Below are 18995 nucleotides of genomic sequence, written 5' to 3'. Positions count from 1 at the left end.
AAGTTTTGGCACCCCCGAGCAGCGGAGCGTGCCTCGGCGGTTCGTGCTGCAATGAAAAACGCCCGGACTGAGCCGGGCGTCTCCAGGTCGAGAAGCTGGCTCTCCGATCAGGCGATGGTCTTGCCGAAGGCGACGGCGGTATCGCCCATGCGGTTGGAAAAGCCCCACTCATTGTCGTACCACGACAGCACCGAAACGAAGTTGCCGTCCATGACCTTGGTCTGGTCGAGCGCCACGATCGAGGAATGCGGATCATGGTTGAAGTCGATCGAAACATTGGGGTGACGGGTAACGGCGAGGATGCCCTTCAGCTTGCCGTTCGAGGCGGCGATCACCGCGTCATTGATCTCCTGGACGGTGGTCGGCCGCTTGGCGATGAACTTGAAATCGACGAGCGAGACGTTCGGGGTCGGCACGCGGATGGATATGCCGTCGAGCTTGCCCTTGAGCTCGGGCAGTACCAGGCCGATGGCCTTGGCAGCACCGGTCGAGGTCGGAATCTGCGACAGCGCGGCGGCGCGGGCGCGGTAGAGGTCCTTGTGCATGGTGTCCAGCGTCGGCTGGTCGCCGGTGTAGGAATGGATCGTCGTCATCATGCCCTTTTCGATGCCGACCGCCTCATTCAGCACGGCCGCCAGCGGCGCCAGGCAGTTGGTGGTGCAGGAGGCGTTCGAGATGACGATGTGGTCCTTGGTCAGCTTGTCGTGATTGATGCCATAGACGACGGTGAGATCGGCGCCCTCTGCCGGAGCGGAGACGAGAACGCGCTTGGCACCGGCGGTCAGATGGGCGACGGCCTTGTCGCGGGCGGTGAAGATGCCGGTGCATTCGAGCGCGATGTCGATGCCAAGCTCCTTCCAGGGCAGTTGCGTCGGATCCTTGATCGCGGTGACCTTGAATTTTTCCTTGCCGACGATGATCTGGTCACCGTCAACCGTCACCTCGTGCGGAAAGCGGCCATGCACGCTGTCGAAGCGCAGCAGATGCGCGTTGGTCTCGACCGGGCCGAGATCGTTGACCGCGACGACGTCGATATCCTTGCGGCCGGATTCATGGATGGCGCGCAGGATGTTGCGGCCGATGCGGCCGAATCCGTTGATGGCAACTCTGACGGTCATTGTTCTCTCCCTGGGAGTTGGAGGCCGAAGATCAAGTCCGCAGCTTCATAACGGCGGACGGGCAAAGAATCCAGCCGCCGAGGCGTGGATTTAAATCGATTAGTGCTCCACCGCCCGGCAAAACCGCTATGCCAGCCTTTGCCGGGCGGGGCTCACTTTCATTTGCCATGCAGACGGGCTTCCGCCGCCTTCACCGTTGCCTCGGCTGTGATGCCGAAATGCGGGTAGAGCTGTTCGATGGTGCCGGAGGCGCCGAAGCCGGTCATGCCGACAAAGATGCCGTCGGTGCCGATGAAGTGATCCCAGCCCTGACGGATGCCGGCTTCGATGGCAATCTTGAGCGGCGCATTGCCGATCGTCCTGCTGCGATAGTCGGCGCTCTGCTTGTCGAACAATTCGAAGCACGGCACCGAGACGACGCGGGTCGCGTGGCCGTGCTTTTCCAAGGCCTCGCGGGCGGCCAGCGCGATCTCGACCTCGGAGCCCGAAGCGAAGATCGTCACCGCCGCCTCGCCACTGGCGGCGGCAAGTTCATAGGCGCCGCGGCTGGAGAGGTTTTCCGCAACGAAGTCGTTGCGTACCGTCGGCAGGTTCTGCCGGGTCAGCGCCAATGTCGAAGGCGTCTTTTCCGACTCAATGGCCAACTGCCAGCATTCCGCGGTTTCCACCGCGTCGGCCGGGCGGAAGACATTGTGGTTCGGAATGGCGCGAAGTGCTGCCAGATGCTCGACCGGCTGATGGGTCGGGCCGTCTTCGCCAAGGCCGATGGAATCATGGGTCATGACGAAGATCGAGCGGATGCCCATCAGCGAAGCAAGCCGCATCGCCGGACGGGCATAATCGGAAAAGCACATGAAAGTGCCGCCATAGGCGATAATGCCGCCATGCAATGTCAGCCCGTTGAGCGCGGCCGCCATGCCGTGCTCGCGAACGCCGTAATGAACGTAGCGCTGGCCGTAATCGTCGGCGGTGATGTTCTTGGTCTGGCTGGTCTTGGTGTTGTTGGAGCCGGTCAAATCGGCCGAGCCGCCGATGGTTTCGGGCACGGCGCCGTTGATGACCTCCAGCGCCATTTCCGATGACTTACGGGTGGCGACCTTCGGCTTGTCGGCGGCGAGCTTCTTCTTGTAATCGCCAATGACGGCGTCGAAGCTGGCCGGCAGCGTGCCACTGATGCGGCGTTCGAACTCTGCGCGCAATTTGGCATCAGCCTTGGCAAGGCGGCTTTCCCAGTCGGTGCACGCCTTGACGCCGCTCCGCCCGGCGGTACGCCATGCGTCGAGAATATCGGCCGGAACCTCGAAGGGCGGCGAATCCCAGCCGAAGAATTTTCTGGCACCGGCGATTTCCTCGGCACCGAGCGGCGAGCCATGCGCCTTGTTGGTGCCGGCCTTGGTCGGCGCGCCGAAACCGATCGTCGTCTTGCAGGCAATCATCGTCGGCTTGTCGGAGTGGCGGGCCGCTTCGATGGCATAGGCGATCGCTTCCGGGTCCTGGCCGTCGATATGGCTAGCATTCCAGCCGGACGCCTGGAAGCGGGCGACCTGGTCGGTGTTGTCGGCCAGCGACACCGGGCCATCGATCGAGATGTTGTTGTTGTCCCAGAAGACGATCAGCTTGTTCAGCTTCAGATGTCCGGCAAGCGCGATGGCTTCCTGGGATACGCCTTCCATCAGGCAGCCGTCGCCGGCCAGCACATAGGTGTAGTGGTCGACGAGATCGTTGCCGAAAGCGGCATTCATGATGCGCTCGCCGAGTGCGAAGCCGACCGAATTGGCAAGGCCCTGGCCGAGTGGGCCTGTCGTCGTCTCGATGCCGGCGGCATGGCCGTATTCCGGGTGGCCCGCGGTCCTCGACCCCAATTGGCGGAACTGCTTGATCTGGTCGATGGTGATGTCTTCGTAGCCGGTCAGATAGAGCAGCGAGTAAAGCAGCATCGAGCCGTGGCCGGCCGACAGGATAAAGCGATCGCGGTCCGGCCAATGCGGGTTCTTCGGATCGTATTTGAGAAAGCGGGTGAACAGCACCGTGGCGATGTCGGCGCAGCCCATGGGCAATCCGGGATGGCCGGAGTTTGCCTTCTCCACAGCGTCCATGGCGAGAAAACGGATCGCGTTGGCCATCCGGTCATGTTGTTCGCGCGAAGTCATGCTTCCTCCAAAATGGGGGTTTGGGCCTTGGGAAAGCCGTTGAAAAGGTGCGCGACACATAGCAGGCGCGGCCTTTTAGTCAACAAATCGGTGTGCTTTTGCCGGTCTTGTGATGGCCATGCGCGACTTACATTAGCGTTAGCAGGGGACAGTCGCGACAGCTTTATTGACGTGCGGTTCACACGACGCGTAATGTTTCAGGGATAACGCGTTCTGAACGTGGATGATTCGGTGATGGGCAGGGCGCAGGACGAAAGCCATGACCGGGGAAACGACCCTCAAAGAAGTCATTGCCAGGCTGGGTAAGGCCATCGAAGGGCTGGAAAACGCCGTCGCGGCCAAGCTCGAGCACGAGCGGGACTATTCGGAAGCCGAGGCCGAAGTGCAGCGGATGAACGCCGACCGCTCGCGGCTGGCGCAGGAGCTCGACAATTCCGAGGCTCGCGCCGAACGGCTGGAAGATGCCAACAAGGAAGTGTCGCGAAGGCTGGTGACAGCGATGGAAACCATCCGCGCGGTACTGGACAGGTAGGCCAATGGCACAAGTCACGGTTTCCATCGACGGCAAGCAGTATCGGATGGCCTGCGACGAGGGCCAGGAAGAGCATCTGATCGATCTTGCAGAGCGCTTCGACCGCTATGTCTCGCATCTGAAGGATTCTTTTGGCGAGATCGGCGACCAGCGGCTGACCGTGATGGCCGGCATCATGGTCATGGACGAGCTTTCGGAACTGCAAAAGCGGGTCAAGGGCATGGAAAGCGAAGTGCTGACGCTGCGCAAGACGCGCGACGATGCACTGACCAAGGCCGACAAGAACGATTCCGTGCTGACCGGGGCGCTCGGCGCACTGGCCCAGCGCATGGAAGACCTGGCGACGACGCTGGCAGTGAACAAGGCGTAGCGCGTCGCGTCGCCTCATTGACGCGACGTCACTTAACGGCGGAATGGGCAGCGTCTGAGCCGAACAGTCGTCGGAAATGCCTGCGCGTTTAACCAACCCTCCGGGGCTTTTTCGCCAGCGCGGAAATCGCTGCTGTATTTCCCACCTAAGTGACAAAAATTTTTTGAGGCCGGCCACTATCCTAGCGTCAACAGCCACTTGAAGGATGACGCCGCAGTGTTAGAAAGGCAAGCAGCGCGGCTGGGTCGTTCAATGCCAGCGGCAAGCCAAACAGGTAGGGACACGCCATGAGCCTTCGTATCAACGATATCGCCCCGGACTTCACCGCTGAGACTACGCAAGGACCAATCAGCTTCCATGAATGGATCGGCGACGGCTGGGCTGTATTGTTCAGCCATCCGAAGAACTTTACGCCGGTTTGCACGACCGAACTCGGCACGATGGCCGGGCTCGAAGGCGAGTTCAGGAAGCGCAACGTCAAGATCATCGGCATCTCGGTCGATCCTGTCGAAAGCCATGGAAAGTGGCAGAACGACATCAAGACCGCGACCGGCCATTCGGTGAACTACCCGCTGATCGGCGACAAGGATCTCAAGGTCGCCAAGCTTTACGAGATGCTGCCGGCGGGTGCCGGCGAGAGCTCGGAAGGCCGCACGCCCGCCGACAATGCCACGGTGCGTTCGGTTTACGTCATCGGGCCCGACAAGAAGATCAAGCTGGTTCTCACCTATCCGATGACGACCGGCCGCAACTTCGACGAAATCCTGCGCGCGATCGATTCCATGCAGCTGACCGCCAAGCACCAGGTGGCGACGCCGGCGAACTGGAAGCAGGGCGAGGACGTCATCATCACCGCTGCCGTCTCCAATGAGGATGCCATCAAGCGCTTCGGCGCCTATGAGACGATCCTGCCATATCTCAGGAAAACCAAGCAGCCTTCCGCCTGAGCAGGCAGAGGCGGCACGGAGAATTTTCGGTTTTCCTGGTCGTGTGAGTATGGGGTGCTTGACGGCGCCTGGTTGACGGACAACCATGCCTTTCATTTGCCGTGGCAGAGAAAGTCATTCCTGCCACGGTGAGGATCAAGGGGGCTGGGATTGGACGCATTATCGGCCAGGTCGCAGGTCACCGGCTTCTATGACAAGCCGAGCGGGTCCGTCCAGTATGTGGTCGCCGACATGGCGACCCGCAAATGCGCCATCATCGATCCGGTGCTCGACTTCGACGAAAGGTCCGGTGCAACGGCAACGAAAAACGCCGACGCCCTGCTCGACTTCGTCAGGGAAAGCGGGCTGGAGGTCGAGTGGATCCTCGACACGCATCCGCATGCCGATCATTTCTCCGCCGCCCATTATCTGAGGGGGAGAACCGGAGCGCCGACGGCAATCGGCGAAAAGGTCATCGACGTCCAGAAATTGTGGAAGGTGATCTACAACTGGCCGGAATTCCCCGCCGACGGTTCGCAATGGGACAGGCTGTTCGCCGACGGCGCGCCTTTTTCGGTCGGCGGCCTTCCGGCAAGAGTGCTGTTCTCGCCGGGCCACACACTGGCCTCGATCACTTACGTCATTGGCGACGCCGCCTTCATCCACGACACGCTGTTCATGCCGGACAGCGGCACCGCGAGGACGGACTTTCCCGGCGGCAGTGCCGAGCGGCTCTGGCACTCGATCGAGGACATCCTGGCGCTGCCGGACGAGACACGTCTGTTCGTCGGTCACGACTACCAGCCGGGCGGTCGCGAAGCGCGGTGGGAAAGCACGGTCGCGGAGCAGAAAGCCGGCAACATCCATGTTGCCGGCTGCAAGGCGGAAGCCGACTTCGTCGCGCTCCGCCAGGCCCGCGACAGGACGTTGCCGATGCCGCGGCTGATCCTGCACGCGCTGCAGGTCAATATGAATGGCGGACGCGTGCCGGAACCGGAATCCAACGGGCGGCGCTATCTGAAATTTCCGCTCGATTGCCTGTGAGGAGATGGGTCGCTGGCACTACAGTGCCATTCAGACTCGGCGCCGCCCTCATCGTTCTGCGATGGTCGTCCAAGCTATTGATCCTGATTCGATTTTTGCGATGTTTGAATCCGAGAGGTCCATGCGGGAGGACGGTGGTGGCAGCCGGATGAGGAGCAGCGCAGACGCCAGCCAGTCCAGCGTCAGGGTTTTGTTCGGCGGGCTAAATGTTCATACGTGATTTGCCAAGGATCGCTCTCGGAAGATCTTTCCTCGCCGATCCAATGGAAGCTGGTGGCAGTGATCTCAGTGAAACGCCATCGAGTTTGCAGACCGCGCGAGTCATTGCCGAGCTGGACAATGTCCTTACCCTCGGCCCGCCCGATCTGGCGCGAGTGATCCCGGTTGAGCGGGTCGTTCCATATGATATGCCAGCCATCGATCCCAGGGTCGAAGATGCGCAAGGTCGTACCATACATCGTCGACGGCGCAGGGCGCTTGGGCCTGATCCAAACGTCCTGAATCGCGCGGCCTTCGAGCACCCAGCCAAAATGGCATTCGCCATCCCATTTCTGGATTGTGCCGTCGTCGAGGTAGTGGACCGAGTCCATTTCCCAGCTTCCAATTAGCCATCCATACAGGGCCATGTCTTTCGCTCGGTCGGCTGGCGGACCTTCGGATCCGAGAGCGGCCAGAAACGGAGAAATGGTCATCGTCACACTGCCTTTCGTTTTCAATAAACGAGCTCAACTGCCCGGCGCAGCCCCGGCGGCTCGTTGTCGCGCTGCCTGCCGCGAGCGCCGGGTTGTGGAATGCCGCGGTCGGCGCCGCAACATTGCCGCCACAGCTTGCAGTCTTGCGGTTTTCAGGGCTTGGGGAAAATTGCGGTAATGCCGCTATCGATGCGATCGTCTGGGGGCTACTGAGCAGTTATAGCGGCGGATCGGACATCCGCGAAGGCGCCGCGGAACCGGCAACCCGCTAATGCATGTCGCGCAAAAGTGTGCAGCGGTTTTGCGATAACGACATGCATAAAAACAAGACTCTAAAGCGCGTCGCACAAGGCCGGCCGAACGCGACGCGCTTTAGAAAAAAACGGCGGCGCCAGTTACCTGACGCCGCCGTTATTTGTTTCTACCGGAAGGCCTTACGCCGCCGGCTGCGCCTCGATGGTGCGCAGCGCCTGCGTCTGGCGCTTGGCTGCGGCCTTGACCGCGTCCTGCACCTTCTCGAAGGCGCGCACCTCGATCTGGCGCACGCGCTCGCGGCTGATATCGAACTCGGCCGACAGCTCTTCAAGCGTCAACGGCTCATCGGCGAGGCGGCGCGCCTCGAAGATGCGGCGTTCGCGGTCGTTGAGCACGGCAAGAGCGCCCGACAGCATGCCGCGCCGGTTTTCCAACTCGTCCTGCTCGATCAGCATCTCTTCCTGGCTTTCGTGGTCGTCGACCAGCCAGTCCTGCCATTCGCCGGACTCGCCTTCACTGGCCCGGATGGGCGCATTGAGCGAGGCGTCGCCCGACAGACGACGGTTCATCGACACGACTTCCGCTTCCGAGACGTTCAGCCGGGTGGCAATCTCGGTGATCTGATCGGGCTTCAAATCGCCTTCGTCGAGCGCCTGGATCTTGCCCTTCACCTTGCGCAGGTTGAAGAACAGGCGCTTCTGGTTGGCGGTGGTGCCCATCTTGACCAGGCTCCACGAGCGCAGGATGTATTCCTGGATCGAGGCCTTGATCCACCACATCGCATAGGTGGCGAGACGGAAACCGCGCTCCGGTTCGAATTTCTTGACGGCCTGCATCAGGCCGACATTGCCTTCCGAGATCACCTCACCGATCGGCAGGCCATAGCCGCGATAGCCCATGGCGATCTTGGCGACGAGCCGAAGGTGGCTGGTGACGAGCTTGTGCGCAGCCGTGGTGTCCTCATGCTCGGCATAGCGCTTGGCGAGCATGTACTCTTCCTGCGGCTGAAGCATCGGAAAGCGGCGGATTTCTTCCAGGTAGCGGCTGAGACCGCCTTCGCCGGAAACGATACTGGGTAATGACTGGGCCATGATAGCGCCCCCTCTCTATTGGAGTGATGCCCCCGAAACGCGGCGGGCATGTGGCGCGAATGCCAAAGGCACATTCGCACCAACCGACATATATAGGAACAAAACCAGAAAGACAGGCATTTGTTCAACACGAAACAGTGTGTCACGTTGAAGTGAACAGCGCCGGTCAGGTTTTCAGGTGGTTGGTTCAGAGCTTGCGGAAGCCGTCGACGAGTTCCTCCATGTCCCACGGTATCGGTGCTTCGAACCTCATCGTTAGATGGGTATCCGGATGCCGAAATGCAAGGAGGCGGGCGTGCAAAGCTTGTCGCGGAAACGCTTTTACCTTGCTTCTTAGCGGCTCGGGCAACCGATTGGCCTTGGTGCGGAAAGCCTGGCCGTATTCGGGGTCGCCAATCACCGGATGGCCGATATGGGCCATGTGGACGCGTATCTGGTGAGTGCGACCGGTTTCCAGCCGGCATTCGACCAGGCTCGCCGTGGCGAATTCCTGCTGCTGCTCGCCAAAGCGCTCGACAACGGTGAAATGCGTGACGGCGTGGCGGGCATCGTCGCGGCCTTGCGGCACCACGGCGCGGCGTACCCGGTCGGCGGCGCGGCCGAGCGGCGCGTCGACCGTCCCGGTCGGCCTTGCCGGTATGCCCCAGACCAACGCCAGATACGCGCGCTCGAGATCGCCGGTCAGGCCGTGGTCGGCAAAGGCCTCCGACAACGCCTTGTGGGCGCGATCGGTCTTGGCGACGACCATGACGCCACTGGTCTCCTTGTCGAGGCGGTGGACGATGCCCGGCCGTCTCACCCCGCCGATGCCCGACAGGCTATCACCGCAATGATGGATCAGCGCGTTGACCAGCGTGCCGGTCCAGTTGCCGGCGCCGGGATGCACGACCAGCCCGGCCGGCTTGTTGATGACGATCAGCTCGCTGTCCTCGTAGAGGACGTCCAGCGCAATATCTTCGCCTTGCGGCTCCGCCGGTTCCGGCTCCGGCATGTCGACCGACACGCTGTCACCTTGTGCCATCTTGCGCTTCGTTTCGTCGACCTGCCTGCCGCCGATCCTGACGGCGCCCTGCTTTATCAGCATCTGTACCCGGCTGCGCGACATGTCGGGGCCGAGCCTGGCCGCCAGCCATTGGTCGAGCCGCTGGCCGGCCGCATCAGCGCCCGCCTCCAGGACGATCGGTCCGGCCCCTATTAATTGTCTGACCTCTTCGTTATGAGCGCTCATCGAAAACAGTTCCGGAATCTGCTGCCATGGCCCGGCCGCTTGCCGACGAAGACGAGGAAAAGCCGCTCGACCCCGAGGTCGAAAAGGTGCGGAGGAAGCTCGTCCGCTTCGTCGCCATCAATCTCGGCCTGCTGTTCCTCGCCCTTATGGTGGTGATCGCAGCACTTGTCTACAAAGCGCGCAACGCGCCGCCTACCGCCCCTCCGCTAAGCAGCGACATCCAGGTGCCGATCGGCGAAACGGTCAACGGCGACATCGTGCTGCCGGTCGGCGCCAGGGTGATCAGCCAATCGCTCTCCGGCAATCACCTGTCGATCGACGCCGAGCTGCCCGACGGCAGCCGCGCCATCTTCGTTTATGACATCACCGAGCGCCGCATCGTCGGGCGTTTTTCGATCAGGAACAAATGACCGGTTTTGCCGAACACCGCAGCATTGCCACGGTCGCGCTTGTCGTCGCAAATTATGACGAGGCGATCTCGTGGTATGTCGACCAACTGGGTTTTGTCCTCACCGAAGATGTCGATCTCGGCGGCGGCAAACGCTGGGTCACGATCACGCCGCGCAAAGGGCAGGGCGCGCGGCTGCTTCTCGCCGAAGCATCCGGCGATGCGCAAAGGCACGCCGTCGGCAACCAGACCGGCGGGCGGGTCTTTTTGTTCCTCGAAACCGACGATTTTGCCCGCGACCATGCGCTGATGCTCGAAAAAGGCGTCGAGTTCCGCGAAGCTCCACGCCACGAGGCTTATGGCACGGTCGCGGTTTTCGCCGACCTTTATGGAAATCTCTGGGACCTGATCGAGCAAAAACGCTAGGCTTGTAGCGGATATTTCGTCTGTGCGAGCAGTGGCCTTGAGCCTAGTTGCTTTTTGCCAGCCGTCAGCCTATATCGCCGGTTCTTGAACGCGCCCATCGTCTAGCGGTCAGGACACCGCCCTCTCACGGCGGGAACAGGGGTTCGATTCCCCTTGGGCGTACCAAGTCTCTCCAAACTCTCGGCAAACCATCAATCCGATCCATCGCCTTGGGTCGCGGCGGGTTTGGCTCATTGCCGCTTCCGGCGCAGCGGAGCCGATTGCATTAGCATTGCATCGTGGGTCTTGAGGCACAGCGTTAGCGGCGCGCAGAACGTCGCGCTGAGTCGATGCCACGCGGGGAGGAGCCAGATACAGAAACTACAATCGCAAGGCGTCCATCACGCTGGTCGGCACTGCCTGGAGCCGACCTGAGCTACAGCTGCCGGCGGCGGATCGTTTTGGCGAGCTCGGCGAAGGCGCCTCTCCCTCGAAGGGTGGATGCCGGGAAGGCCCTTAGCACCCGCCAGCGAAGCTGCGCGCGACGCGCATGGCTGGGCTCTAAACGCGCCATACTCCAGTTGCAGTATCGTAGCTTCTTTGCCGTTCGAATTTCTCTCAGTCATGGCTTCGCACGATACCAAGATATGCTGCGAACGACACATCCACGGCGGGCTCAACCATTCGATCTATTCCGGCAAGCCGAAAAGTGTTTGCGCGCCTGCTATTCCTCCGAGCGGATGACTGCCCATGGCGATCATCCGCTCGGTAGTTTCTGCCTCGAACACTGTCGACGCGAGCACCGTCCGTCCCAACGGCTTGCACTGCCCTTCGATGCGGCTGACAAGATTTACAGCCTTGCCGATCGCGGTGAAGTCCAACCTGCCGGCAGTGCCGATATTCCCCCAGAGTATCTCGCCGACATGCAGGCCAATGCCATATCCGAGCTCAGGGCCGCCATTGCGGCGCCGAGTTTGGTTGAGATGATCTATCCCGGCGCGCGTGGCCTTCACGGCGCGTACCGCAGCGTCACATGCGGCATTTGCATCGCGCTCGCCAATCGGGAAAATCGCGAGGACGCCATCACCTATAAACTTGAGAACCTCACCACCAAATGCGTGCACCGCGCCGGCGACGCAATCGAACCAGGCATCAAGTACCAATACGATCTCGTCTGCATCATGAACCTCGGATAGATCGGTGAAACCTCGAAGGTCCGCGCACAGAAGCGCAGCCCGTATCGTCTCTCCCTTTACTCGACGAGAATGACCGTTGAGCACATGTGCTGCACTGCGCTTTCCCAAATATGCCTCGAGCAATGCGCGTTTCGCGGACCGTTCTGCGAGTGCGGTCATCGGAGCCGCAGCAAACCGGGAGATTTGCCGCAGCAGCTCTGACTGCGCCTCATCCGGAGTATGATCGAACGCCCACACCAAAGTCGGTGCGACACCGCCCGCTCGCTCGTCGAACACGATCGCCCGCGTCGTGCCAAGCCACTCCCGCAGCACAAGCCGGGGATCGGCATTCTGGCGGTCGGCGCCTATCCCCAAAGCCTCGACCACTTCACCCCCAGGCGCTCGCCAGAGCCAGATGCGGCGTGAGATAATCGGGTCGGGAGCATCCTGCGCCAGCGCGCCGGCGATGATCGGCAAGCCGTCTTCCATCAAATGCGTTGAGAGCTGCAACAGAAGTCGCCCACCGTCGCCAATATGCGCGGCGTCGTCCAGAAGGAATGAAAGCGAGTTTGCGAGAAGCATCGGTAGAAGGTCACTCGGCACCGCCTTATGCTTACGCCTCGAACATCTTCTTGCAACTCCCCATATTCGCTTCAATCATGCACGGCATTCGATGCGGATGTGACCTGGAGTGAGCGATGGCGGAATCGGTTTACACAGAGATTGAGGTCGCCGCGCCACAAGCGACCGTGTTCGCGCTTTTGACGGATCCGGACCAGATCGTGCGATGGATCGGAACCGAAGCGAATTTGGATGCATCGCCGGGCGGTCTGTTCCTCGTCAATGTCGGTGGTCGCCATATGGCGCGCGGTGAGTTCACCGAGGTGATCCCGGTCCACCGTCTTGCCTACAGTTTTGGCTGGGAAGACAACGAGACCGTGCCGCCCGGCTCCAGCCATGTCGAGATCGACCTGATCGCGAGGGATGCGGGGACACTGATCCGCTTCACGCACAGCGGACTGCCGAACGCAAAGGAGCGTGACAGCCACCGAAGGGGATGGGACCACTACCTCTCAAGGCTGAAGATCACTGCCGATGGGGGACATGTCGATCCCGACGTGCCGATGAAGAATATGTGATTTTCATCTAAGGGCCGCGGATGCCCGTAATCCGAACCAGGCGCGGCATGCGTCAACGAGGCCCCTTTGACCTGCCGTCGCCAAACCGGCCGCTCGGGAAACCTAGCGACCTGCGGGCCGCCGCACCATTACAGCTGCCGGCGACGGATCGTTTCAGCGAGCTCGGCGAAGGCGTCCGCGATCCCGGTGCCGCTCTTGGCGCCTGCGTGGAGTTCTTGAAACTCAGCGCTTCTGGCGCAACGCCTCGGATTGAATTAGCATCCGTTCATCAAAGCTCCGGCCGCACTCCTGCAGGATGCGGAATGCGGAGCGCAGGCGAGCGAGGCCGGGCGCGGTCACATGCCGGGCGCCGATCCAAGCGGGACTGGGCATCCGAACTTCCGTTCGGCGGCAAGACGGCGTGGCCGGGAGGAGTCAGATGCAGAAGCTGCAATCACAAGGCGTCCATCACATCACGCTGGTCGGCGCCGGGCGCCAGACTTCCATCGATTTCTGGGAGGGCGTGCTTGGCATGCCTTTCATCTTCGAGCAGCCCAATCTCGACAAGGCAAGCGAAAGCCATCTCTATTTCGATCCGGGCGACGGCCGGCTGATCACCGTCTTCACCGACGAAAGCCGCACGCCGGTCAAGCGGCGCACGCCAACCGATACTGGCTGCGTCCATCACATCGCTTTCGCGGTGTCGCGCGTCACCTTCTTGCAGGCGGTCGCCCGGCTCAACGAGCGTGAAATCAAGCACAGCGGCGTCAAGGATCGCGGTTTCATGGATTCGATTTACTTCGAGGATCCGCTCGGCCTTCTGATCGAGCTCGCCTCCTATCGTTTCGAGCCGCCCGCGGGCTTCACCCATGCCGACGTGCTGATGAAGGCGCACAAGATCCGCGTCGCGCGCGGCGATTACAACATCGCCGAAGTGCACCTTGCCGATGCGATCCAGGCGCTTGTCGAGCACTTGCGCGCAACCTTGTCGGAGGATCGCGCACCGAAAAATCCATACTGACGACACGCCAAACAAAGGGAGGACATAATGGCAAAGACAGCAACGAAGAGTGCGAAAAAGCCCGCCGCCAAGGCAGCCAAACCAGGAGCGAAGCCGGCGGCCAAAGCCGCCGCCAAGTCAGCGGCGAAAGTGGCAAGGCCGGCGACGAAGGTCTCCGGCAGAAAGCCCGCGAAGGCCAAGGCGAAGCCTGCGAAAAAGCCGGCGCTCACGCTCAGCATGCTGAAGCCCAGCGTCAACAATATGAGCGTTCGGGTGTTTGCACGCGCCGCCGGGCTCGATCATTCCGAAACCGACGTTTGGGGCCTCACGCGCTCGCCCGAATATATGGCGCGAAACCCGGCCCATCTTACGCCGATGATCGAGGACAAGGGCCTGCCGAGAGGTGTCTTGTGGGAAAGCTGCGCCATCATGCAGTATCTCGCCAACAAGCACGGGCTGGAGAAATTATATCCCAAGGCGCCGGCCAAGCGGGCAATGATCGACAGCGCCATGTTCTACCTGATCGGCACGCTCTACCCCTATGTGGCGCGCGCCACATATCCTGTACTGAATTTCCCGCAATATGCCGGCGAGGTCGGCCACAGCGACGCCCACCCCGACAAGAAGTCGGAAGCCCAGAAGGCCGCTATAGAAGCGATAGCCGAGCCGCTGGAGGTGTTTCACAGCTTCTTCAGGAACGGCAAGCCGTTCATCGGCGGCAAGAACCCGTCGATCGCCGACATCCGCCTGGCGGCGACGCTCGAATTCCTCGCCGTCATCGACTATGCGCTGCCCCAATGGGCAAAAGACTATATGGCGGCGATCGAGAAGAAGCTCGGCAAGGCCTATGCCGAGCCGGCCGGCGACGTGCGCGGCTATATCGCCTATGTGAGGTCGCAGGCCAACGCATGAGGCACGTGCAGGCCGGCGATCGTCCGCACGTTCTGCGGGAGCCGGTAATGATCTGGGGTAATTCTTTCTTACTCTCCCCTGTTTGCACGATGTGGGGAGCTTAAGGTTTCGTTAACCGAAACCCTTTCTACTGGTATCCACCTCCAGCTTGCGACCACGGATGTACTGGCGCGGATGGAAAGCAAAGGTCGGCTGCTCGCCGGCCTTTGCTTATTGCAGCCCTGCCGAAGTTTGCGGCTGACGGCGCTTCACGACGCCTGAATGGCTGATGAAGCGCGTTGCCGGCATCTTGTCATCGCCGATGTCGGCCCTACCATCGAAGTTAGTCACGTCGTCGAGGGCGGTTCAAGGACAGAGGCCCTGCCATGAAAAGCATTGCTGGAATGATCGTGATCGCAGGCGCCATGCTGGTGGGCGCAACCGGTCAATCGAATGCAGCGACGCTCAACACCATGCCCGAGGTCGGGGCTGCCATCCAGGCGTGCTGGACCCCTCCGGCGAATGCCGGGAATTCCACCGTCACCCTGAGCTTCAGCTTCAGGCGCGATGGCACGCTGATCGGCCGGCCCAAGCCGACCGCCATCCGCGTCGCCGGCGAGGAGAAGACGCGCCAAGCTTTTGTCGACGCGGCGGTCGCGGCCGTGGACCATTGCCTGCCGTTGAGCTTTTCACCGGCGTTGGCTCAAGGCATCCCGGGCAAGGTGTTCACTCTGCAATTCAACTCGCCCAAACAAGAACAGGCTGCACCGCGAGTGAAGGCTTCGCCTTGATCTTTTCCAAAAACCGGATTCCACTTTTCGGGATCTAGTGCATGTCGCGCAAAAGTGTGCAGCGGTTTTGCGACAACGACATGCATTAGACAAGAACCTAAGCGCGTCGCATGAGGCCCGGTCGACCGCGATGCGCTTTAGTGGCGCCTTCGTCTGGCCTCGACATGTCGCGCCAGTTCCGGCATCTCGAAGACATAGTCGCTCCAGGCCGATTCCGGTATCTGGCCGGCGAGATAGCACTCCAGCAAAAGCCTCTGCTCGTGGTCGAGTGGCCTCGGTGCGCGTTCATGGTCCAACCCAAGTGAATGGAACAGATTCCTGGTCAGGTCCGCGACAGTGAAGTGGATCGACATTTGCGGTCTCCTCCTTTGGCCGCTCAACGCCGATCCCAGGGCTAAGGTTTCAGCAACGGCCGGCCGGTAACGCCGGATTGATCGCGATGCCGAACCCGCCGCGCGCATCAAAACTTCGCCGTGGCGGGCGTCCGCCGGCGTTGCTGCCGGTTCGTCTCAATCTTGAAATAAAAATGTAATATTGAATTTACACGAGTGGATCTAATACACTAGAGCTAAAGTCTCTGGTGGCGATTTGATCTACTCCAATTAGGAAAGACTGATTTAGCTAGTACTTATCCATAGTCGACAAAGAAATCCTGTTCTCGGTGCAACAAGGATAATGGTCGTTCCAATGACACGCTTCTGGCCCCTCACGATTCTGATGCTGGTGTCGGCAATAGCCGTTGCGCTCGGCACATCCTTCTCCTACGCGGATAGCTGCGGTGCCATCAGGAGCCAATTGCTTTCGGCGGGGCGCAGCGGCGGGACCAGCCCCGAGCTTGCCCAACTGCGCCGGCAACTCGCCGCGATTCAAAAGCTTGAGAGACAACGCAGATGCACGGCGAGAACGGCCGGCTTCTTCTTCAATCCCTGCGCCGACCTGGTCAGCAGCAAGGCGGAGGTGCAACGGCAGATCGCCAGACTGTCGAATTCGAGCAGGGACACGTCCGGATTGAAGGCCAGGTTTGTCGCGCTGGGCTGCGCCGCCCCTGCTGCCAAGAAACAGCCGGCGCAGCAACGCACGGCACCCAAGGCCCAGTCCGCAGGCACAACAATTGGCGGCAATCGGATGCTGTTTTGCGTTCGCTTGTCGGACGGATATTTCTTCCCCGCGCCAAAATCGCAGTTCGCCAAGAGCGACGATCTGAAGGAAATGGTCGATCAGTGTCGCTACATCTGCGACGATGCCGGCGTCGACCTCTATACGCTGAGCGACGCCACTCGCGAGACCGAGGAGATGGTCGCGCTCGAGTCGGGAAAACCCTATGTGGAGCTACCTGCCGCGTTCCGGTACCGCGACGACGCGAACTTCAAGGCCTGCGACGTCAAGCGCTATTATCGGCGCGTCGCCGAGCTCAGGGCACGAACCGTGACACCGGCCAACATGACCAATGCCATCATACCGTTGCCGACGGCAAAGCCGGATTTTGGCATCGTCGCGGAAATTCCTGAATCCGGGATCGAAACCGCCGGTGCCGTTCCGCAAGAGGCAAAAACGCAGGCTGCCGAAGTGCAGGGGGTTGCCCAGCATCAGTCGATCGAAAGAGCGATCGGCGCGCGGCCGGTGAGAGTGGTCGGGCCGGCCTTCTTCCCGGCGGACTGACCAAGGCGGGCGATGTTCCGAGACGGCCGGATCGGATAGCCGCTTCAAGGCCTGGAGCCGTGCGCATCGACCGACGTCGGCTGGTTATTCGCAGACCATGCGGGCCCGTTTGCCGGGCTCGCTGACATTCTTGCAAGTTAGCGGCTTCGTCGGCTCCGGCGACAGCATGGGCGGGTTGTTGGTGACCCTCCTCCGAGGCGCTGCAACGGAAGCCGCGCTCCTGCGCACCGCCGGCCTTTTCGGCGTTTGCGGCGCCACTGGAAAGACGTCGGTCTCCAGTTGCGACTGTTCGGCTTGCGCCTGCGGCGAAGGCCTGTCCCAGAAACGGCGAACATCGAGCGGCTTGGGAATGATGACGGTGCCGTCATAGCTGCGCGCGCAGCCGCTTCCCAGAGGCAGCGCCAGGCACAGGAAGACAGGCAGAATCCGTCGAGACATCAGCAATACCCCTGCAAGCTTATAACGCTGCTTCGGCCTAACCGACAACCGGCGGAATAGGGCGAAGGGAGTAGATACCGTGAAGTAGAGTCGTCGCATTTCCAGTCGAAGGCGTTGCTCGAAGATCCAGCGCCGGGTCGGGCGCGGATGGAGGTCCAGCGCGAGTTAGAACCTTGCGATTCGTCAACGCTTCCAGCGTAAGGTCATGGTGCGATCGCACCATACCAAAGCCGCGCTCAGTGGCGACAATGGGATATTCGAAGTTCCGCTCCTCCAGTTACGGGCGGGAGCAGCGACCGCCGGCAAGAAACAGGGTCAGATTTACCCCAACGGACCTGTTTCGGCGATGGCGCGGCCATGACACGTTCTGGCTGCATGCAACGCGCTCCCGTCCGGCTTTTTTTCTTTTAAAGCCGGTGGCTACGATCGCCGAGCAGACGATGCCGGCCGGAATTCAAGCAAGCTGCTGATTCCAGCGGCAAACCGCGGCCCATGCCGACAAAGCCCGCGGCCGCTCCTTCTTACCCGGCTGGACGACGTTACCGGAGCGACATGAAACTGTCATGCGACTGTAATAATCGGGGGCTATTGGCCTCAGCGGGCGCCGGAGGAATGGCGCCGAGAGACCATATTCCGAACAGGAGCAGGCCACATGAGACATTTCATCCGCTCGGCGGCCGTTGCGATTGCAATGGCTGCGGCGACGACCACCCTCACCCTGTCCGCCGCGCTCGCCGCGGACATCTCCGGCGCCGGCGCCACCTTCCCCTACCCGATCTATGCGAAGTGGGCCGACACCTACAAGAAAGACACCGGCATTGGCCTTAACTACCAGTCGATCGGTTCCGGCGGCGGCATCAAGCAGATCAAAGCCAAGACCGTTACCTTCGGCGCTTCGGATGCGCCGCTCAAGGGCGACGAGCTTGAAGCGTCCGGACTGGCTCAATTCCCGATGGTGATGGGCGGCATCGTTCCCGTCGTCAATCTCGAAGGCATCAAGCCGGGCGAGTTGGTTCTCGACGGCCCGACGCTGGCCGACATCTTCCTCGGCAAGATCACGAGCTGGGATGACGAAGCGATCAAGAAGCTTAATCCCGACGTCAAGCTGCCTTCGCAGGCGATCGCGGTCGTTCACCGTTCCGATGGTTCGGGCACGACGTTCAACTTCACCTATTACCTCGGCGACGTCAGCGCGGACTGGAAAGAAAAGGTCGGCGTCGACAAGGCCGTGGAATGGCCGGTCGGCATCGGCGCCAAGGGCAATGAGGGCGTTGCCAACAACGTCTCCCAGACCGGCGGCGCGATCGGTTATGTCGAATATGCCTACGCCAAGCAGAACAAGCTCACCCACACCGATATGATCAACAAGGACGGCAAGAAGGTCGAGCCCGCCGCGGCGGCGTTCTCGGCGGCAGCGGCCAATGCCGACTGGAGCTCGCAGCCGGGCTATGGCGTCATCCTCGCCAACGAGCCGGGCGCCGAGTCCTGGCCGATGACGGCGGCAACGTGGATCCTGCTCTACAAGAAGCCGGATGATGCCGCGACCACCGGCGAAGCGCTCAAATTCTTCGCCTGGGCATACGACAAGGGCGACGAGATGGCCGGCGAGCTGGACTACGTTCCGATGCCCGACAAGGTGGTCGAGAGCGTCAAGGCCATGTGGGCCAAGGAAGTTGTCGGCGACGACGGCAAGCCGCTCTACTCGGCTATGTAATCTCCTCCAG

The 18995-nt window shown here is 61.3% G+C and carries 20 protein-coding genes and 1 tRNA gene; 13 read left to right on the top strand and 8 right to left on the bottom strand.

Translation table 11 applies throughout. The features are described 5' to 3' along the window. Positions 1-107: 107 nt before the first annotated feature. Both gap and tkt read right to left on the bottom strand, forming a co-directional pair. A complete protein-coding gene (gap, locus tag NKI54_RS12810; RefSeq protein WP_023678507.1) occupies positions 108-1118 on the bottom strand; it encodes a type I glyceraldehyde-3-phosphate dehydrogenase in 1011 nt (336 codons plus the stop codon). A gap of 158 nt (positions 1119-1276) precedes the next feature. Then, positions 1277-3268: a transketolase gene (gene tkt / locus NKI54_RS12805; RefSeq protein WP_352457950.1), complete on the bottom strand. Its 1992-nt coding sequence runs from the start codon at positions 3266-3268 to the stop codon at positions 1277-1279. A 259-nt stretch (positions 3269-3527) separates the two neighbouring features. Between tkt and NKI54_RS12800 the strand changes: the two genes are divergently transcribed. The 4 genes from NKI54_RS12800 to NKI54_RS12785 all read left to right on the top strand — a co-directional run bounded on the left by NKI54_RS12800 (position 3528) and on the right by NKI54_RS12785 (position 6140). Further along, complete coding sequence (locus NKI54_RS12800; protein WP_006200774.1) at positions 3528-3800, top strand: DUF4164 domain-containing protein; 273 nt, start codon at positions 3528-3530, stop codon at positions 3798-3800. Positions 3801-3804: 4 nt separating this feature from the next. Further along, positions 3805-4170 (top strand): cell division protein ZapA, encoded by a 366-nt coding sequence (locus tag NKI54_RS12795; protein ID WP_254816554.1) that lies wholly within the window; start codon positions 3805-3807, stop codon positions 4168-4170. Between the two features lie 287 nt (positions 4171-4457). Continuing rightward, on the top strand, positions 4458-5117 hold the full coding sequence (locus NKI54_RS12790; protein WP_023720958.1) for a peroxiredoxin: 660 nt from the start codon (positions 4458-4460) through the stop codon (positions 5115-5117). 150 nt (positions 5118-5267) lie between these two features. After that, positions 5268-6140 carry an MBL fold metallo-hydrolase gene (locus tag NKI54_RS12785; RefSeq protein ID WP_352691640.1) on the top strand — a complete coding sequence of 291 codons (873 nt, stop codon included), beginning with the start codon at positions 5268-5270 and terminating at the stop codon, positions 6138-6140. Positions 6141-6322: 182 nt separating this feature from the next. Here the strand turns inward: NKI54_RS12785 and NKI54_RS12780 are convergent, their stop codons facing one another. From NKI54_RS12780 to NKI54_RS12770, 3 genes are all read right to left on the bottom strand, one after another. Further along, positions 6323-6832: a hypothetical protein gene (locus NKI54_RS12780; RefSeq protein ID WP_031212145.1), complete on the bottom strand. Its 510-nt coding sequence runs from the start codon at positions 6830-6832 to the stop codon at positions 6323-6325. 434 nt (positions 6833-7266) lie between these two features. Next, positions 7267-8178, bottom strand: a complete 912-nt coding sequence (gene rpoH, locus NKI54_RS12775) for an RNA polymerase sigma factor RpoH (protein ID WP_023678514.1) — start codon at positions 8176-8178, stop codon at positions 7267-7269. Between the two features lie 187 nt (positions 8179-8365). Beyond that, the gene (locus NKI54_RS12770; RefSeq protein ID WP_352634141.1) at positions 8366-9406 is read right to left on the bottom strand and encodes an RluA family pseudouridine synthase; all 1041 of its coding nucleotides are present in this window, start codon (positions 9404-9406) and stop codon (positions 8366-8368) included. 26 nt (positions 9407-9432) lie between these two features. Here NKI54_RS12770 and NKI54_RS12765 point away from each other — a divergent pair, with 26 nt between their 5' ends. The 3 genes from NKI54_RS12765 (at position 9433) to NKI54_RS12755 (ending at position 10385) form a co-directional block, all read left to right on the top strand. Further along, entirely contained in the window at positions 9433-9816 is a 384-nt protein-coding gene (locus NKI54_RS12765) for a fimbrial protein (RefSeq protein ID WP_352634139.1), read from the top strand. Further along, the gene (locus NKI54_RS12760) at positions 9813-10220 is read left to right on the top strand and encodes a VOC family protein (RefSeq protein ID WP_352634137.1); all 408 of its coding nucleotides are present in this window, start codon (positions 9813-9815) and stop codon (positions 10218-10220) included. Before NKI54_RS12765 ends, NKI54_RS12760 begins: the two co-directional genes overlap by 4 nt. Positions 10221-10310: 90 nt before the next feature. After that, positions 10311-10385: transfer RNA gene (locus NKI54_RS12755), tRNA-Glu, on the top strand. 503 nt (positions 10386-10888) lie between these two features. On the opposite strand, the gene NKI54_RS12750 is transcribed toward NKI54_RS12755, so the two are convergent. After that, entirely contained in the window at positions 10889-11956 is a 1068-nt protein-coding gene (locus NKI54_RS12750; RefSeq protein WP_352691638.1) for an adenylate/guanylate cyclase domain-containing protein, read from the bottom strand. A 116-nt stretch (positions 11957-12072) separates the two neighbouring features. Between NKI54_RS12750 and NKI54_RS12745 the strand changes: the two genes are divergently transcribed. The 4 genes from NKI54_RS12745 to tolA all read left to right on the top strand — a co-directional run bounded on the left by NKI54_RS12745 (position 12073) and on the right by tolA (position 15174). Further along, positions 12073-12513 carry an SRPBCC family protein gene (locus NKI54_RS12745; protein ID WP_352691636.1) on the top strand — a complete coding sequence of 147 codons (441 nt, stop codon included), beginning with the start codon at positions 12073-12075 and terminating at the stop codon, positions 12511-12513. Between the two features lie 418 nt (positions 12514-12931). Continuing rightward, on the top strand, positions 12932-13513 hold the full coding sequence (locus tag NKI54_RS12740) for a VOC family protein (protein ID WP_352691634.1): 582 nt from the start codon (positions 12932-12934) through the stop codon (positions 13511-13513). A gap of 27 nt (positions 13514-13540) precedes the next feature. Next, complete coding sequence (locus NKI54_RS12735; protein ID WP_352574823.1) at positions 13541-14404, top strand: glutathione S-transferase family protein; 864 nt, start codon at positions 13541-13543, stop codon at positions 14402-14404. A 383-nt stretch (positions 14405-14787) separates the two neighbouring features. Beyond that, the gene (gene tolA / locus NKI54_RS12730; protein ID WP_352691632.1) at positions 14788-15174 is read left to right on the top strand and encodes a cell envelope integrity protein TolA; all 387 of its coding nucleotides are present in this window, start codon (positions 14788-14790) and stop codon (positions 15172-15174) included. 137 nt (positions 15175-15311) lie between these two features. Here tolA and NKI54_RS12725 read toward each other — a convergent pair whose 3' ends face one another. Further along, positions 15312-15527 (bottom strand): hypothetical protein, encoded by a 216-nt coding sequence (locus NKI54_RS12725; protein WP_023678527.1) that lies wholly within the window; start codon positions 15525-15527, stop codon positions 15312-15314. A 334-nt stretch (positions 15528-15861) separates the two neighbouring features. Between NKI54_RS12725 and NKI54_RS12720 the strand changes: the two genes are divergently transcribed. Further along, entirely contained in the window at positions 15862-16833 is a 972-nt protein-coding gene (locus tag NKI54_RS12720; RefSeq protein ID WP_352691630.1) for a DUF2865 domain-containing protein, read from the top strand. A gap of 84 nt (positions 16834-16917) precedes the next feature. On the opposite strand, the gene NKI54_RS12715 is transcribed toward NKI54_RS12720, so the two are convergent. Further along, the gene (locus NKI54_RS12715) at positions 16918-17271 is read right to left on the bottom strand and encodes a hypothetical protein (protein ID WP_352457960.1); all 354 of its coding nucleotides are present in this window, start codon (positions 17269-17271) and stop codon (positions 16918-16920) included. A 652-nt stretch (positions 17272-17923) separates the two neighbouring features. Here NKI54_RS12715 and pstS point away from each other — a divergent pair. Beyond that, the gene (gene pstS / locus NKI54_RS12710) at positions 17924-18985 is read left to right on the top strand and encodes a phosphate ABC transporter substrate-binding protein PstS (protein ID WP_352574829.1); all 1062 of its coding nucleotides are present in this window, start codon (positions 17924-17926) and stop codon (positions 18983-18985) included. Positions 18986-18995: the final 10 nt, after the last annotated feature.

Source organism: Mesorhizobium sp. M0663 (assembly GCF_040320585.1).
GTDB lineage: Bacteria > Pseudomonadota > Alphaproteobacteria > Rhizobiales > Rhizobiaceae > Mesorhizobium.
The sequence above is the reverse complement of the archived record's forward strand: the minus strand, read 5'-3'. Positions and strand labels throughout refer to the sequence as shown.